Below are 15,980 nucleotides of genomic sequence, written 5' to 3'. Positions count from 1 at the left end.
CCGGATAGGACCGAAAACGTCCGAGCAGCGGGCTGGCCCGGCAGGCGCTCCGGAGGGCGGTGATGTCGCGGTCGGAAGCGGTTCCTGGTTGAGGTCGAGTCTCACAACCAGGGCAACAATCGTGATCGTCGTACACCGGGAGCACTGGCGGGCTCTTCAACTGTGGGCCACATCTTCCGCGTGGGGGGCGGGGGGCGCTTTTTCCCGGGGTTTTCCCTGGGCCGGTACGAACTCGTCCTGCGGGTGGCCGCAGGCGATGTGGGCGAGGTCTGGGCGGCGCGGCTGAGGCGGGAGCACGGGTTTCAGCGGCTCTTCGCGATCAAGGTGCTTCGCCCGGAGCTCTCGCCCGATCCCGACGCCGTGCGGACATTCCTCGACGAAGCCGCGCTGGCCGCGCGCATCAGGCACCCGAACGTGGTGCCCGTCGTGGATCTGGGCGAGACGGACGGCACGTTCTTCTACGTCATGGAGTGGGTGAGCGGGGAGCCGCTCTCGTCGGTGCTGCGCGCCGCGCGCAGGCGCCCGGCGCCGGTGCTCGTCGCGGCGAGGCTCGCCTACCAGATCTGCGCGGCCCTCGACGCCGCGCACGAGCTGCGAGACGAGGGCGGCAACCCACGGGAGCTCCTCCACTACGACGTCTCGCCGGACAACGTCCTCATCACGTCCGAGGGGCTCGTCCGCATGGTCGATTTCGGCATCGCGAAGCTCGAGGAAGGGCGGATGTCCGAGCGACGACCGCAGGCGCTGCGCGGCGACGGCGGGCGCGCTTTATCGGTGGGCGCGGCGGGTGCGGCGGGCGGCGAGGGGGGCGCGTTCCTGTTCCGGAGCAGCGCGCCGTACATGGCGCCGGAGCACATCCGGGGGCAGCCGTGCGATCGGCGGTCCGATCTCTTCGGGGTCGGGGTGCTCCTCTACGAGCTCCTGTCGGGCGCTCATCCCTTCCAGGCCGACGACAGCGAGAGCACGATGACCCACATCGCGAGCGAGCGGCCTGCCGCGCCGCTGTCGTCGCGGGCGGTCCCGTCCCGGCGCGGGTTCGCGGAGCGCCTGAGCGCGCCGCCTCCGCCCGAGCCGATCCCGCCTGCGCTCGATCGCCTCGTCTCCGAGGCGCTCGCCAAGTCGCCCACCGCGCGCACGGCGACGGCCGCGAAGCTCATGCGCGCGCTCGAGGAGGCGATCCCGGGCGCCGCGAACCCGGGCAACGACGCGCTCGTCGCCGGCTGGCTCGGACAGATCCTGGGCGACGCGTCCCACCTCCGCACGCAGCAGCTGCGCGCCGCGCTCGAGTCGCTCGATCCCGGGGACCGCTCGGCCGACGACGAGGTGGAGCCTCCGCCCGCCCCGCGGCGCTGGTTGCAGGCGCTGCTGGTGTTCGGGGCCGCCGTCCTCGGGGTCGCGCTCGCCGGGACCGCGGCGGTGAGGGACAGCCCGCTCCCTCCCGCCGCCGTCTCCGCGCCGGCCGGGCCGCGCCCATAGGGCGCCGCGGCGAGCGTCAGCTCGCCCCCACGTCGCCGAGCAGCGGCGACCACGCCGCTCCGGAGATGAGCCAGAGCTGGTGCGACGTCCGCGTCACCGCGACGTGGAGCCGCCGGCGGGCCTCGTGGTTCATCGGGTACGCCGCCGCGGTCGCGTCGGGCACGACGACGTAGTCGAACTCGAGCCCCTTCGCGCTGTCCACGTCGGTGACGTCGATGCCCGGCTCGAACGAGAACGCTCCCTCCAGCACGAGCCTCGCCTCCGGCAGCTCCTCGATCAGCGCGTGGAGCTCCCGCGCGGCGCCTGCGTCCCGCGCGATGACGGCCACCGAGGCGCGGGGCTCCCGCCCGACGAGATCGCGGAGCGCGCCGGCGAGGAACAGGTGCGCCTGCGCCTCGCTCGGGAAGCGGAAGAGCCCGACCGGCGCGCCGTCCCGGGCCGCGCGCGCGGGCGTCTCGGGCGCGAGCTCGCCGAGGAGCCGCCGCGCGAGCTCCGCCACCGGCTGCGGGCACCGGTACGACACCGCGAGGCGGCAGGTCGCCGCGTCGCCCACGCCGAGCGCCGCTCGCGCCGCGTCCCACCCGGCGAAGCTCGAGGAGGTCTGCTGCGCCTCGTCGCCGGCGAGCGTGACGCTGCGCGTCTCGCCAAGGAGCTTCCCCAGGACGAACAGCTCGAACAGCGAGAAGTCCTCGGCCTCGTCGAGCACGAGGTGCGACCACCCCGCCCCGTCCAGGCCGCGGCGAGCGGCGCGAAGGAAGAGCAGGATCGGCAGATCGTCGACGTCGAGCGTCCCCGCGAGCTCGTCCGGCGTCCCTTCCGCGATGGCGCGGCCGTCGAGCGCCCGCTTCATCGAGGCCACGGTGATCGAGGCGAGCTGCCGGTCGAGGGGCTCGGCGATCTGCAGCAGGGTGTGCCGGACGGTCTCCTCGACGGCGCTCCTGGGGAGGTCCCCGCCCGAGGCGGCGACGACGCCCTCGAGGAACCCTCGATCCGTGAAGACGTCGGCGAGGCGGCGGCGCAGCCGCGGGAGCGTCGTGTTCGCCGGGGCGAGCCTGGCGAATCGCTCGCGCAGCGCACGGTAGAGCGCCGGGTGGCGCTTGAGGCTGGAGACGAGCGCCGGGGGATCGTCGCACAGGGCGATCGGCTTGCCGAAGACCTCGCGCGCGGTCGCCGACGACCAGGCGTCGAGCGTCTTCACCTGGGCTTCCCCCGCGCCGAGCGGCGAGAGCAGGCGGCGCGACAGCCGCGCGAGGCCCTCCTCGGGGACGACGACGTTCATGGCCGAGAGCGGGCAACGCGCCGGATCGAGCGCGGCGATCCGGGCGAGGCGGTGCAGCGCCACGGTCGTCTTTCCGCTCCCGGCGCTGCCGAGCACGAGGAGCGGCTGCTCGGGAGGCGCGCACACGGCGGCGTACTGGTCGGCGTCGAGCAGGGCGGTGACGTCCGCGGCCTTCGCGTGGTCCGGGGCGCCGGCGCCGACGCCGAGGCTCCCGGGGCGGGCGGCCGTGCCCGCGCCGCCCGGCTGCATGGCGAGCGCCGCGCGCTCCGCGAGGGTCCATCGCCCGTCGCCTCGCCGCGTCAGGACGAGGCCGTCGCCCACGATCCGGGTGAGGGCGCCGCGCTCCACGACGACGATGCGGCGCGCCTTCACCACGCCCTCGGCCACGCGCCCCGGGAAGGCCTCCTCGTACTCGTCGCCCTCGCGGTACCGGTAGAAGATCTGCGCCACCGGCGCGACGCGCCAGTCGAGGATGCGCACGTCGGCCGACGGATCCAGGAACGTCGCGTGGCCGAGCAGGTAGTCCTTCGCCCCTTTGCCCTCGTCGACCCGGAGGTGGGCGAGGTACGGGCAGAGCGGGTCGGGCAGCGCCTCCCTGGGCTCCTGTTCGATGAGGCGCTGCCGCACGCTCATCTCGAGGAGCACCGCCGGCAGATCGTCGGCCGAGGCCGCGGCGGCCTCGTCGCGGAGCTCCCGGAGCGCCGCGACGGACCTGAGCTCGCGCGGCGCGCGCCCGCCGACGCGCGCGGCGCGCTCCAGCGCCCTGTCCAGCGCGGCGCGCACGCGCTCGAGGAGCGTGGCCTCTTCCTCGAGGACGGCGCGCGCCTCGACGGGCAGATCAAGCGTGCTCTCCAGCATGATGGGCCTCCTTGCGCCCCTCGCCTCCGCGAGGGGTCGAGCTCGATGGGTGAATGGTTCGTTCACTTTTGAGGCGAGGCGAAGCGAAGATTACACGAAGAAGCTCCTGAGTCCGGCAAGGTGGTATTTCGAGTAACCGTGGACCGCTTCTCGGATGGCGTCCTCGTCCTCGAAGCGGGCGAGGGCGTTCACCATCGCCCTGACGAGGCCCTGGTAAATCTGGTCCAGGTTGAACCGCATCACCTCGGTCACCGAGAGGCATGGGTCGACGGCGCGGAAGTGCTCGATCGCCAGCGCGATGAGGCGTTCGACGGTCTCCTCGGAGAACCGCTCGTACCTGGAGCCGCCGGCGCGCCCCAGGAGGATCACGACGCGCAGCCTGTTCTCGATGCAGAAGCGGAGGAGCTCCTCGGAGATCAGGTGGTAGGCGGCCGTCGGCGGGAGCGCCCGGACGTCCTCCACGCCGTCGAGCGCCTTCACGCGGCGGCGCAGCAGGATCGTGAAGGCGCGGGCGAAGCCGTCGTCGACGAGCCTGTAGAAGAGCGCGTCCTTGTTCGCGAAGTACCGGTAGATGTTGCCCGTCGAGACGCCGGCCGCCCGGGCGATCTCGGCCATGGTCGCGCTCTCGTACCCCTTCCGCGCGAAGATCGTCAGCGCGGCGGAGGTGATGCTCTCCTGGACGTCGTCTTTGAGGTACTGCGCCATGGCGAATAATGAACGCGCCGTTCGCTTATAGCGATGGACGGCGGCCCGTCAAGCGAGCGGGCGGATCACGGCCTCAGGGGTCGACGGTGCCTTCGAGGATCGCGCGCGGGCCGTTGATGAGCATGAAGCTCGCCTCCTCCTCGCCGACCCTGGCGAAGAGGGCCTTGATGCCGTCGCGCACGTCGGGGACGTCCTTTGCGGCGTGGGCGTCGCTGCACGCGGCGTAGTAGTAGCCGGCCTCGAGCAGCTGCTCGGCGGCCCGGCGGGGGGTGCGCCCGTACTTGCCGGTGAGCGCCGCGACGTCGAGGAGGAGCACCGCGCCCGCGTCGAGCAGCGGATCGAGCGAGGAGATGTCGTCGAAGACGGGCTCGTAGCGCTCCGGGTGGGCGATGACGGGGCGGAGCTTGCGGCGGCTGAGATCGAAGATCCGCTCCGCGGCCCGGGCGGGGAAGCTCCGGGTCGGGAACTCGACGAGCGCGGCGCGGCCGCCCGGGAAGGGGAGGGCGCTGCCGTCGAGGAGGCGCTGGAAGACGATATCGTCGAAGAAGTGCTCCGACGAGAGATCGAGCGCGGGCAGGTCGCGCGCGCCGGCCGCGGCCCGCAGCGCGGCGCAGGTCGCGTCGTAGGCGGCCTGGAGGCCCTGCCGGGTGTTGTCGAACATCCCGGGGCGCATGTGCGGCGTCGCCACGACGGTGTCGAACCCGGCGCCGCGGAGCGCGGTGAGGAGGGCGAGGCTCTCCTCGACGGTGCGGGCGCCGTCGTCGACGCCCGCGACCCAGTGGGAGTGCAGATCGATGAAGCCGCGCATCGTCGCTCCGAACTTAGCAAAGTTGGCCGCCCGCGTGCGCTGCGACCATCCTTCGCGTCGAGGAGGTGTTCGTGTCGCTCTCGTTATCGAACCAGCAGCTTGTGCCTCAGCTCGCGTCGGACGGCTGCGCTGGCGGCCAGCGCGGCGGCAGGCCGGGAGGCCGCGCAGAGCGCCCGGTCGATCCCGGCGCGCCCTCGGTCGATCAGGGCACACCGGCCCTGGATGAGGGGATCCCCACCTCCGAGCGGCGGCGCCGCCGCAGCGACGATCCCGTCACCGCGCTGCACTACCAGCTCTCGACGACCCGCGCCGAGGCGAACCTGGACGTCGTGGTCCTCGTGGACGACAGCGGCTGCCTCGTCGCCGGGGCGGGCGCGTGGCCGGCGTGTGAGGAGCTCGCCGCCTACGCCCCGCTCCTCGCCAACCCGGACGCCGTGCAGAGCGCGGCGGTCGGCTCGCGCATCGCCACGCTCACCGCCGACGTCGAGGTCCAGAGCCTCTCGGTGTCAGGCGGCGAGGTGCTGCTCTGCGGCCGTGGCGGCACGGCGGAGCGTGGCGCCTCCATTGCCCGGGCCGCTGCGGGGTGCTTGCGCATCCTCCGCGCCGCCTGAGCGGCCGCGCCGCCGCAGGCTGAGCGGTCGCTGCGCCACAGGCTGGGCGGCGTCGTGATGCAGCTGGGCGCTCGCGACGCCGCAGGCCGGGCGCTCGCGCCCCCCCGGTTCGTGCTACAAGGGGCCGCGGCCTCAGGTCGCGCGCAATGCCCGGCTCGCTCGCACCCCCTCGGAACAGCCCGCCCGCCGCCGACGCGTCCCTTCAGGCAGACCACGCCGGTCTGGCCCCGTTGCTCGCCTCCCGCAGGGTGATCCTCTGCGTCGGCTGCGGCGGCGTCGGCAAGACGACCACGACTGCAGCGCTCGGCCTGGCCGCTGCCCGCCGCGGCAAGCGCGTCCTTTGCCTGACGATCGATCCGGCGCGCCGGCTATCCCAGAGCCTCGGGCTCGAGGAGATGACGACGGAGGCGCAGACGATCGAGCCCGCCCGCTTCGCCAGGGCGGGGGTCGACGTGCCCGGCTCGATGACGGTCATGATGCTCGACACGAAGTCGACCTTCGACGGCCTCGTCGCGTCGCTCGCCCCCACGCCCGAGCAGCGCGACCGGATCCTCGGCAACGTCCTCTACAAGTACATCTCCACGTCGCTCGCGGGCACGCAGGAGTACATGGCGATGGAGAAGCTCTACGCCGTCAGGAGCGACCCGAGCTACGACCTCGTCCTGCTCGACACGCCGCCCACGGCGAACGCGCTGGATTTCCTCGACGCGCCGGAGCGCCTCGTCGGCGCCATCGACGGCGCGGCGACGCGGTGGTTCGTGCAGGCCTTCCAGAGCTCCGGCAAGCTCTCGCTCAACCTGCTGGCGCGCTCGACCGCCGCGGTGCTGCGGGGCATCGGCAAGCTGACCGGCAGCGGCTTCCTCGAGCAGATCGCGGCGTTCATCAGCGAGATGAACGCGGTCTTCGGCGGCTGGAAGCAGCGGGCGGACGCGGTTGCATCGGCGCTCCGCGGCCCCGACGTGGCCTACGTGCTCGTCACGACGCCCGATCCGCTCTGCGTGCGCGAGGTGCTGTACTTCGCCGATCGCCTGCGCGAGCAGCAGATGCATCGCGACGCGTTCGTCGTGAACCGCGTCCACCCGGTGTACGGCGCGCTCCCCGGCGTCGGCGAGATCGCCGCCGCGCTCGACGGGAGCGGCCTTGGGCTCGCCTCCGGCGCCGCGGCGCGCCTGCTTCAGGCCGCCAAGGACGAGAGCCGCATGGGCAAGCTCGATCAGCTGAACCTGATCGCCCTCGAGGCGGCGCTCGAAGACGAGCAGAGCGCCGGCAGCGTCCGCGTCGACGTCCCGGCGTTCCCGTACGACATCCACGACGTGGCCGGCCTTGCGAGGATCGCCGACGTGCTGGCGCCGCTGCCCGGGGCGGCTGGGTAGCCACAGGGGCAGCTCGTCGGTCCTTCTGGCTGCCCTGGGGTAACTCGGAACGGTCTGTGAGGAGGCAGCTGGGCTGCCCCCGGCCTACCCCCGCCGCCTGCGCTCCTTGTACTTCACACGGACCGGCACGCCCTCCAGCCCGAACGCCTGCCGGAGCTGGTTCGCCACGTAGCGTCGGTAGCTGAAGTGGAGTTTGTCGGGATCGCTCGCGACGACGACGAACAGCGGCGGCGACGTCTCGGCTTGCGTGACGAAGAACAGGCGGGGCGCGCGCCCGCCGTGCGTCGGCGGCGGGTGCGTGAGCAGGATCTGCTCGAAGAAGCGGTTGAGCTCCCCGGTGGGCACGCGCTTCCTGTAGGCGTCGGCCACCTGGGCCACGCTCTCGATGAGCTTCGCCACGCCGCGCCCGCTGCGCGCGCTCACGTGCGCGATCGGCGCCCACGGCACGAACGAGAGCTTGTCGCGGGCGTCCTGCTCCGCCTTCGCGAGCGCCTTGCGATCGAGGAGATCGATCTTGTTGAGGCCGATCACGACGCCGCACCCGCGATCGACCGCGAGGCCGAGGATCTTCGCGTCCTGCTCGGCCACGCCCTCGGCCGCGTCGCAGAGCAGGAGCACGACCTCCGCCCGCTCCATGGCGCGGATCGCGTGGATCACGCTGACCGCCTCGACGGCGCTGTCCTCCTTCGTCACCTTCGCCTTGCGCCGGATGCCGGCCGTGTCGATGAGCAAGAACCGCTTCCCGTCGCGCTCGGCCAGCGTGTCGATCGGATCGCGCGTCGTGCCCGGCTGCGCGTCGACCAGCATGCGCTCCTCGCCCGCGATGCGGTTGACGAGCGACGACTTCCCCGCGTTGGGCCGCCCGATGATCGCGATGCGGAGCGCCCCCTCGGCCGACTCCTCGGGCGCCGGGGGCTCCTCGGGGAGCGCCGCCTCGATGGCCATCTCCAGATCCGAGATGCCGCGGCCATGGAGGGCGCTGATCGGGATGAGCCGATCCATCCCGAGGCGGTACAGCTCCGCCGCCTCCGCCTCGGCCCGCGGCGAGTCCGCCTTGTTGGCGACGTAGATCACGGGCTTGCCCGCGCGGCGCAGCAGGCCGAGCTCGGCGTGCTCGGACGGCGTGACCGGCGTCACGGCGTCGAGCACGCACACGATGACGTCGGCCTCGGCGATGGCGAGGTCGATCTGCCGCTTGATCCCCTGCCGCATGGGATCATCGCTCTCGGGGTCGAACCCGCCCGTGTCGACGAGCGTGAAGCGCCGTCCCCGCGAGGTGACGTCGCCGTAGTGGCGATCGCGGGTCACCCCGGGCTCGTCGTGCACGATCGCGACGCGCTTGCCGATCAGCCGGTTGAACAGCGTGCTCTTGCCGGTGTTGGGCCGCCCGACCAGCGCCACGATCCCGGCCGACGGGGGCGGCGCAGGCGCATCGGCCGCGGCGTCCTCGGCGGCCGCGATGGCCTCCTCGGCCAGGTCCGCCGTGAGCTCCTCCCTGTCCTGCGCCGCCTCGTGGCCGATCGGCTCGGCGAGAGCACGGGCCTTGCTCGGGCCTGATCTGCTGCCCCTCTTCGATCCGACGGCGCTCTTGGCGGGCGCCGCCGCGCTCTTTCCGCGAGCAGCAGCGCCCTTGCCGGGGGCCGCCGCGCTCTTTCCGCGAGCGGCAGCGCCCTTGCCGGGGGCCGCCGCGCTCTTTCCGTGAGCGGCAGCGCCCTTCCCGGAGGCGGCAGCGCCCTTCCTGGGAGCGACGCTGCCCCTCTTCTTCTCGGGGGCGTCGCCCTTCTTCGCCGTCCGCCCGCCTCCGGCGGCTCCCTGGCTGCGTTTGTTCGATCTGGAAAGGGCTGGCTTTGCCGCACTCACGAGGTCTCTCCCTTGTTGTAACCGAGCTCGTCCAGCCGCTCCCGCGACTCACGCCACTCCGGCGTCACCCGGACCCAGAGCTTGAGGTTCACCTGCCGGCCGACGAGCTCCTCTATCCGGAGCCGAGCCTCCGTGCCGATGCGCTTCAGCTGCTCCGCGCCGGCGCCGATCAGGATCTTCTTCTGCCCGGGCCGCTCCACGTGGATGGTCGCGTCGATGTGCAGCGCGCCCTCGCCTGTCGGCTCGACGTAGCGCTCGATCTGCACGGCGCTCGCGTGGGGCACCTCGGCCTTCGTCGCGCGCAGGATCTGCTCGCGCACGTACTCGGCGGCGAAGAAGCGCGTCGGCCTGTCGGTGAGCTCATCGGGCGCGAAGCCCCAGTCCCCCTCGGGACAGAGCTTCGCCACCTCGTCGAGCACGCGCTGGACGCCGTCCTCGCGCAGCGCCGAGATGGGGACGATCGCCGCGAACTCCCGGAGCTTGGCGAACGCGTCGAGGAGCGGCAAGAGCAGCGCCTTGTCCCGCATCCGGTCGACCTTGTTGAGCACGAACACCACCGGCGCCTCGCTCCCCAGGTCCGCGAGCAACGTCAGATCGCTCGGGTGCGGCGCGAGCGGCGGGCCGTCCTCCCCCTCCTTCACGCGCCGCGGCAGGCGCGCGGGATCCGGCGCTTCGGTCACGAACACGATCACGTCGGCGCCCCGCGCCGCCTCGCGCGCCGCCTGGTTCATCACGCGCCCGAGCTCCGTGCGCGGCCGGTGCAGGCCGGGCGTGTCGAGCAGCGCGATCTCCGCCGGGCCGTGGTGCACGACCCCGAGGATCGCGTCGCGCGTCGTCTGCGGCGTCGGCGAGACGATCGCGAGCGGATGGCCGAGCGCCGCGTTCAGCAGCGTCGATTTGCCCACGTTGGGGCGCCCGACCAGCGCCACCCGCCCGGATCGTTTCGGCAGCGAGGCGTCGGTCTCCTCCGTCCGCCTCGGCTCGGCCGCCTTCCTGCGCTGCTGGGCGGCGCCTCGGCTGGCGGGCCTCCCGTCCGGGAGTGGTCGACCCTCCGCGCCGCTTCCCGCGCGGGGCCCGCGCCCTGCCCGGCTGCGGGCCGCGCCGGAGGAGCGCGCCGCGGAGCCCTTCTGCTTGGCCGTCTTCTCCCCCTCGCCCCGCCCGGCAGCGCGCGTCGCGCCGGCCCGCCGCTCCTTCTCCTTGCCCGGCTCGGCAGCGCGCGTCGCGCCGGCCCGCCGCTCCTTCTCGTTGCCCGGCTCAGCAGCGCGCGTCGCGCCGCCCTGCTCGCTCGCGCGTCGCGATCTGTCGTCGGCGTGCGCCTGATTTTCGCGCCGGGGAGGGCGACCTCGCGGGATCGCCGCGTCGCTGGCCCGGGGGGCTTCGCTGGATTGCGCTCCCCGGCGGCTGCCTCGGCTGTCTTTCTTGGCAGGACGGGGGCCGCGGGAGGCCGAGGCGGGCTTCGGCGCCTGCGGGCGCGCTTTCGCGCCCTGGGGCGCGCTCTGGGGACGGGCTTTCACCACGCCGCGCGCGATAGCAGACGCCCAGGGGGGCTACAAACGCTTCCCCACGATCCGTGGTCACGCGCGCGCGAAGGCGGTAAGGGGATGCCCTGCATGTCGAGCGTCCACCGAGGGGACCCACAGCGCGGAGCCCCGCCCGCCGCCCCCGACCCGCACGCGAGCGGAGCCCCGCCCCGGGCCGAGGTGCCCCCTCTCGAGGTGCGCTCGGCTGAGATCGGCGACGCGCCGGCCATGGACCGCGACCGCGCGGCCGCCGGGAGCGGGCGCGCCGGCCTCGCGAGGCTCGCGGCCCTCGCGCTCGCGGCCCTCGCGCTGCTGCCCCTCGTCGGCAAGAGCGGCATCTGGGACCCCTACGAGCTCGACCGTGCCGACCTGGCTCGCCGGATCGCCATCCACGTCTTCGGCGCGCGCGGCGTGGATCTCCCCGACGCTCCCGGGCAGCTGCCGACCCTGACCGATCTCGGCATGGGCGAGCTCGGGTTCACCTCCATGGCGCTCGGCTTCCGCGTGTTCGGTCTGCACGACTGGGCCGGGCGCCTCCCGCTCGCGCTGTGGGGGCTCGCCGGCGCGCTCGTGCTCTACGAGTTCCTCGCGCGCCTCGTCGATCGAAGGGCCGGCCTGTACGGCGTCGCGGTGCTCGTGACGATGCCGCTCTACGTGATGCAGGCGCGCACCCTGCTCGGCGACATCGTCACGATGGCCGCGCTCACGATGGCGTTCTGCGGGCTGACCGGCGCGCTGCTCGAGGGCGGGCGAGGGGCGCAGCGCGGCGCCCTGCTCGCGTCGGCCGCGTGGCTCGCCGTGGGGATCCTCGGCGTCGTCGCCGGATACCTCAGCCGCGGCCTGCTGATCGGGGTCGCCGTCCCCGCGCTCGGCGCCGGCCTGACCTGGCTCCTGCTCCGGACGTCCGGCGCCTGGCCCGCGCCGGAAGGCCGGGGGCCCACGCTGGGCGACCTCGTGGGCGCCGCCGCGCTGGTGCTCGGCGTCGCGGCGGCGGCGCAGGGCGCCCTCGTGCTCGCGAGCTCGAGCGCCGGCGAGCCGCTCCCCCGCGCCCTCGGCGTGGCGCTCCTCAAGAAGCCGCCTGTCGAGTCCACGTTCGATCTCACGCTGCGCCAGCTCGGCCACGCCCTCTTTCCGTGGAGCGCCTTCCTGCCGTTCGCCGTCGGCCGGCTCTTCCGAGCCCCCGCCGCGGACCGAGCGGGCGAGGTCGTCGCCCCTCTCCTCGATCGCGAGGCCGGCGTCCGGATCGCCCTGATCGTCACGTCTGCGCTCGCCTACGGCGCCTTCGCGGTCCTCGCGCCGCACGCCGGGGCGCTCCCGTTCAGCGGCCCCGCGCTCCTCGCCGCCATCGCCGCGCTCGCCATCCGCGATCTCGAGCGCGGCGCCCCCTCCTCGCGAGCGCTCGCCGTCGGCTGCGCCGTGCTCGCCTTCGTCCTCTACCGCGATCTCGTCACCTCACCGGACAGGGCGCTCAGCGTCTTCTCGGTCGACAAGCCCGTCTTCCCGAAGAGCTTCGAGGGCGAAGCGGCCTCGGCGATGCGCTTCGTCCTGCTCGCGTTCGCCGGCCTCGTCGCGCTCACCTGGTTCGAAGAGCAGCCCCGCGAGCTCGATCGCAGCTTCAGCGCGTGGGCGCGGCGCGTCCTCGACGAGGTGCACGCCGGCGCCGCGGAGCTCGCTCGCATCTGGAACGGCAACCTGCTCTTCCTGCTGATCGTCATCGAGGCGGCGCTCGTCGGCGTCGGCGCGATGCTCTTCGTCGGCAAGCGCATCGGGTGGGGCACCGTGGCGAGGATGCCGAACCACCTCGCCGCGTACGGGATGAACGCCTGGTGGGCGCTGCCCATGCTGATGGCGGCGAGCCCCGTGCTGCTCCTCGTGGCGCGCGACGCGTTCCGCCACGCCGTCGCGCGCGCCTCCCTCCCGCGCGCCGTCGGCACGCCGCTCGCCGGCCTCGTCGCCGGCTTCGCGCTGAGCTTCTGGTACTATCCGGCGCTCGCGGCCCAGCTCTCGCCGAAGGAGGTCTTCGCGTCCTACGAGTCCCTTCGCAAGCCCGGCGAGCCGCTCGCGACGCTCGGCGTCCGGAGCCGCACGGCGGCCTATTACCAGGGCGGCGAGGTCACCTCGTTCACCGATGTCCTGGAGGCGTTCGACTGGCTCACCGCGGGGAGCTCGGTGGACGGCGCCGCCGCTCCGGTCGATCCCGCCGCTCGCCGCTGGCTCGTCGTGAAGTCCGACGATCTGCCCCGGTTGAACAGCCTTTTTCGCAAGCGCTACCGGCGCAACCTGCCCGTCCTCGACGGCCGCTCCAGCCAGATCCTCCTTGCGTCGAACGAGCTCGGGGGCAGGCCGAACGAGAGCTGGCTCGGCCGTATCGTCCTTGACGAGCCCGCCGCTCCCGAGAACCCGCTCGACGCGATGCTCGAGGATCAGCTGGAGGTGCTCGGCTGGGAGCTCACCGACGGCGACGGCCAGAAGGTCTCGAGCGTCGTCCCTCAGAAGAGCTACCACCTGCGAACTTACTTCCGGGTCCACCGGCCGATCACCGGCAACTGGAAGATGTTCGTTCACATCGACGGGTTCCAGCGTCGATACAACGGCGACCATCCCGTGCTCGAGGGGCGCTACCCGCTGAGCCTGTGGCAGCCGGGCGACGTCGTCGTGGACGACCACGAGCTCCAGCTCGAGCCCAACTTCACCCCGGGCGACTATACGCTCTACTTCGGCCTCTTCGCCGGTGAGACGCGCTTTCAGGTGACGCGCGGGCCGGAACACGAGGACCGCATCCGCGGCGGCGTCATCCGCGTGCGGTGAGCTGCCCTCGTGGGCTTCCCGACGCATGCCGCGCTGCGCGGCTCGTCTTGCGCGGCCCGGCGACGCACGCGTGCTCCTCCGCGTCGAGCGCCCTCGACGCGCGTGCGGAAAGCGGCTAGTCGCAGACTCATGACCGGGGGTCGTGGGGACTCGAACCATCCGCCCGACACGCCGGGCGATACGCCGCCGTCCTGCGCGCAAGCCGGCGCCTACGGCGACGCGCATCGCCCCGGCGAGGACGCCGAGCACGAGGTCCCCGCCCCGGATTCGCTCGACCGACGCTCGTCCGAGCGCCTCGACGTCACCTGGCTCGTGGACTGCGAGGCCGACGACACGTTCCTCTACGCGTCCATCACCAACATCTCGGAGATGGGCATCTTCGTCCGCACGACGCAGCCTCTCTCGATCGGCACGCGGCTCACGCTCCGCTTCTCGCCGCCGGGGGCCGACGGCTCGTACGTGCTCGAGGGGACGGTGCAGTGGATCAACGAGGTGCGCCCCCTCCACGACAACCCGAACCCGGGCATGGGGATCCGCTTCGCCGATCTCACGCCGGACGATCGCGAGCGCATCGTCGGCACGATCAGGACGATCGCCTACATCCGCGATGCGCCGGTGAGATCGAATTGACGCTGGCGCCACCGCGGCGCGCGCGGTGAGGTCGAGGCGCGGCGCCGGGGACGGCCGAAGCGCGGGCCGCGCCGGCGCCCGCAATCCGTCAGCGGGACGTCGCGGCGTCGGCGGGCGCCGCCTGCGAGGGGCCCGCTGTACCTTGCTCCGCGGCGTCGCGCGGCGGCGCCGCGGGCATCGCCGCCTTGGGCGCAGCGCGCCGCGCGGCAGCGGCGGGGGCGGCGGCCGCCGGCGCCGAGTTCTGCGCCTGCGCGCCGGCGGCGTTCGCCTCGAGGTTCGCGAGCTGCTGCTCGGCGCGGTCGCCGTAGCCCTTCGCGGAGCGCAGCGCGAGCAGCAGCTCGCGCGCCTTCGCTGTGTCCCCGGAGGCCTGGTAGCACCGGGCCGCCTCCCACATCGCGGCGTGCGCGGACGGCGTGCCCGGGTACTGCGCACCGACCTCGTCGAGCTTGCCGACGGCGGCCGCGCAGCCCGACTTGCGTTGCAGCGCTTGCGCCTCGTGCAACGCGGCGCTCGCGCCGTCGTCCGGGGACGCGGACGCACGCGCGCTCTTCTCCTTCGCCGCCTCCGCCCTGGGCGCCTCGTTCGCCTTGGCTTCGGCCGAGCGCCGGCCGTCGCCTTCCTCCATCGCGACCGCCGTCGGGGTAGGCGCGGCGGCGCGGGGCGCCTCGTGCTGGTCCGACGACGCGGGCTGGCCCCACTCGGTGACCCGCACCGGCGCCACGCCCGTCTTCGGCCGCAGCAGCAGCAGGCTCGATCCGATGACGAGCACGAACAGCGCCGCCATCGCCAGCTGCGGCCGCATCGCGTGGCTGCCGGCCCAGGCCAGCGCGCGGAGCGCCTTGCGCCGGAACGGCGTCTTCTTCTGCGCGACCTCGACGGCGTCGAGGATCCGCGCCTCGAGCTCCTCGCTCGGCTCCTCGAACGGCAAGGCGCCGACGTCGCGGGCCGCGCGCAGCCCCGCGAACGCCGACGCGCACCGGGCGCAGCCGTCCATGTGCCGCTTCATGGCCGCATACGTCAGCTCGTCGAGCTCGTCGTAGAGCGCGTCCATCACGTGCTGGTCGAACTTCTCGCAGTCCATAGACAGCTCTTCCGGAGCGCTAGCGCAGCGCCCTCGCGTAATCCTCGTACTCCGAGAGGGCCTCCTGGAGCCGCTCCAGGGCGTAGCGCATCCGGCTCTTCACCGTGTTCTCGGGCACCCCCACGATGTGGGCGATGTCCTTGAAGGGCACGTGCCCGATCTCACGGAGCAGGAAGACCTCCCGCTGCTCGTGCGGGAGACCCTCGACCGCGCGGACGATGCGCTGCCCCATCTCGGTCCCGATCGCGACCCGGTCCACCGCGGCCTGGGGCGCCGGGTCCGCGGTCCGCTCGCCGAGCGTCGGGCCGTCGCCGCCCTCCCCGGAGCCCTGGTCGAGCGACGGGTGGCGCCGGAGCGACATCTTGCGCAGGTGATCGATGCAGACGTTGCGCGCGATGGCGAACGCCCAGGTGGTGAACCTGGCCTCGTGCTTGAAGTCGGAGGCGCTCTGCACGATCTTCACGAACACATCCTGCACCAGATCCTCGGCGATCGCAGGCCCGCGGACCTGTCGCAGGATGAAGTTGTAGATGGACGTTTTGTGCCGCCGGACGAGCCCGGCGAACGCCGCGCGGTCGCCGCCCTGGAAGCGCATCATCAGGGCTTCGTCCGTGACCTCCTCTCGAGAAATCGGGACCATCCTAGCTCCCGGAGCGGCCGAGCCTCTGCGGCGCTCCTTGGGCGGCCCGGGCGGCGGGGTGTTCGCGGCGGCGGCCGCGGCGTCGGATCGGACGCGCGGCGCGGCTCGAAGATCTGAGGAGCACTCCTTCCCCTGACACAAGCGCACCTTAGCGGATCCGCCCCCGAGCGAGCGAGCCCCCTTCGCCCGCCACGCCCGCGGCCGGGGAAGGGCAGGGGGACGGGCGTGCGCTGACCTCTACGCGCGCCGCCGGTGGCGGGAGCTGGTCGCGGTCGCGTGACGTTCTCGGGGCAGCGCCCTGCGGACCGGCCGAGGACGCGGTCCGCGCCCG

12 protein-coding genes are annotated in these 15,980 nt (G+C 73.4%); 5 read left to right on the top strand and 7 right to left on the bottom strand.

Annotated elements, in window-relative coordinates; all coding sequences use genetic code 11:
• Window positions 1-243: 243 nt before the first annotated feature.
• Window positions 244-1,476: a serine/threonine-protein kinase gene (locus WMF39_RS32405; RefSeq protein ID WP_437740339.1), complete on the top strand. Its 1,233-nt coding sequence runs from the start codon at window positions 244-246 to the stop codon at window positions 1,474-1,476.
• A 16-nt stretch (window positions 1,477-1,492) separates the two neighbouring features.
• Here the strand turns inward: WMF39_RS32405 and WMF39_RS32400 are convergent, their stop codons facing one another.
• The 3 genes from WMF39_RS32400 to WMF39_RS32390 form a co-directional block, all read right to left on the bottom strand.
• On the bottom strand, window positions 1,493-3,613 hold the full coding sequence (locus WMF39_RS32400; RefSeq protein ID WP_437740338.1) for an ATP-binding domain-containing protein: 2,121 nt from the start codon (window positions 3,611-3,613) through the stop codon (window positions 1,493-1,495).
• A gap of 90 nt (window positions 3,614-3,703) precedes the next feature.
• A complete protein-coding gene (locus WMF39_RS32395; RefSeq protein WP_437740337.1) occupies window positions 3,704-4,318 on the bottom strand; it encodes a TetR/AcrR family transcriptional regulator in 615 nt (204 codons plus the stop codon).
• Between the two features lie 73 nt (window positions 4,319-4,391).
• Complete coding sequence (locus WMF39_RS32390) at window positions 4,392-5,126, bottom strand: tyrosine-protein phosphatase (RefSeq protein WP_437740336.1); 735 nt, start codon at window positions 5,124-5,126, stop codon at window positions 4,392-4,394.
• Window positions 5,127-5,197: 71 nt separating this feature from the next.
• Here WMF39_RS32390 and WMF39_RS32385 point away from each other — a divergent pair, with 71 nt between their 5' ends.
• Both WMF39_RS32385 and WMF39_RS32380 read left to right on the top strand, forming a co-directional pair.
• Complete coding sequence (locus WMF39_RS32385) at window positions 5,198-5,737, top strand: hypothetical protein (protein ID WP_437740335.1); 540 nt, start codon at window positions 5,198-5,200, stop codon at window positions 5,735-5,737.
• 230 nt (window positions 5,738-5,967) lie between these two features.
• Window positions 5,968-7,110, top strand: coding sequence for an ArsA family ATPase (locus WMF39_RS32380; RefSeq protein WP_437740334.1), 1,143 nt, complete (start codon window positions 5,968-5,970; stop codon window positions 7,108-7,110).
• Between the two features lie 84 nt (window positions 7,111-7,194).
• Here WMF39_RS32380 and der read toward each other — a convergent pair whose 3' ends face one another.
• The gene (der, locus tag WMF39_RS32375) at window positions 7,195-8,970 is read right to left on the bottom strand and encodes a ribosome biogenesis GTPase Der (protein ID WP_437740333.1); all 1,776 of its coding nucleotides are present in this window, start codon (window positions 8,968-8,970) and stop codon (window positions 7,195-7,197) included.
• The gene (gene era / locus WMF39_RS32370; protein ID WP_437543025.1) at window positions 8,967-9,899 is read right to left on the bottom strand and encodes a GTPase Era; all 933 of its coding nucleotides are present in this window, start codon (window positions 9,897-9,899) and stop codon (window positions 8,967-8,969) included. Before era ends, der begins: the two co-directional genes overlap by 4 nt.
• Before the next feature lie 819 nt (window positions 9,900-10,718).
• Between era and WMF39_RS32365 the strand changes: the two genes are divergently transcribed.
• Together WMF39_RS32365 and WMF39_RS32360 are read left to right on the top strand one after the other, a co-directional pair.
• Entirely contained in the window at window positions 10,719-13,298 is a 2,580-nt protein-coding gene (locus tag WMF39_RS32365) for a glycosyltransferase family 39 protein (RefSeq protein ID WP_437740332.1), read from the top strand.
• Window positions 13,299-13,427: 129 nt separating this feature from the next.
• A complete protein-coding gene (locus WMF39_RS32360; protein ID WP_437740331.1) occupies window positions 13,428-13,928 on the top strand; it encodes a PilZ domain-containing protein in 501 nt (166 codons plus the stop codon).
• An 88-nt stretch (window positions 13,929-14,016) separates the two neighbouring features.
• Here the strand turns inward: WMF39_RS32360 and WMF39_RS32355 are convergent, their stop codons facing one another.
• Window positions 14,017-15,009 (bottom strand): zf-HC2 domain-containing protein, encoded by a 993-nt coding sequence (locus WMF39_RS32355; RefSeq protein ID WP_437740330.1) that lies wholly within the window; start codon window positions 15,007-15,009, stop codon window positions 14,017-14,019.
• A 19-nt stretch (window positions 15,010-15,028) separates the two neighbouring features.
• A complete protein-coding gene (locus WMF39_RS32350; protein ID WP_012238576.1) occupies window positions 15,029-15,649 on the bottom strand; it encodes an RNA polymerase sigma factor in 621 nt (206 codons plus the stop codon).
• Window positions 15,650-15,980: the final 331 nt, after the last annotated feature.

Origin of the sequence: Sorangium sp. So ce1504, assembly GCF_051521635.1 — a bacterium.
Taxonomy (GTDB): Bacteria; Myxococcota_A; Polyangia; order Polyangiales; family Polyangiaceae; genus Sorangium; species Sorangium cellulosum_B.
This window is presented reverse-complemented; position numbering and strand designations above follow the sequence as displayed.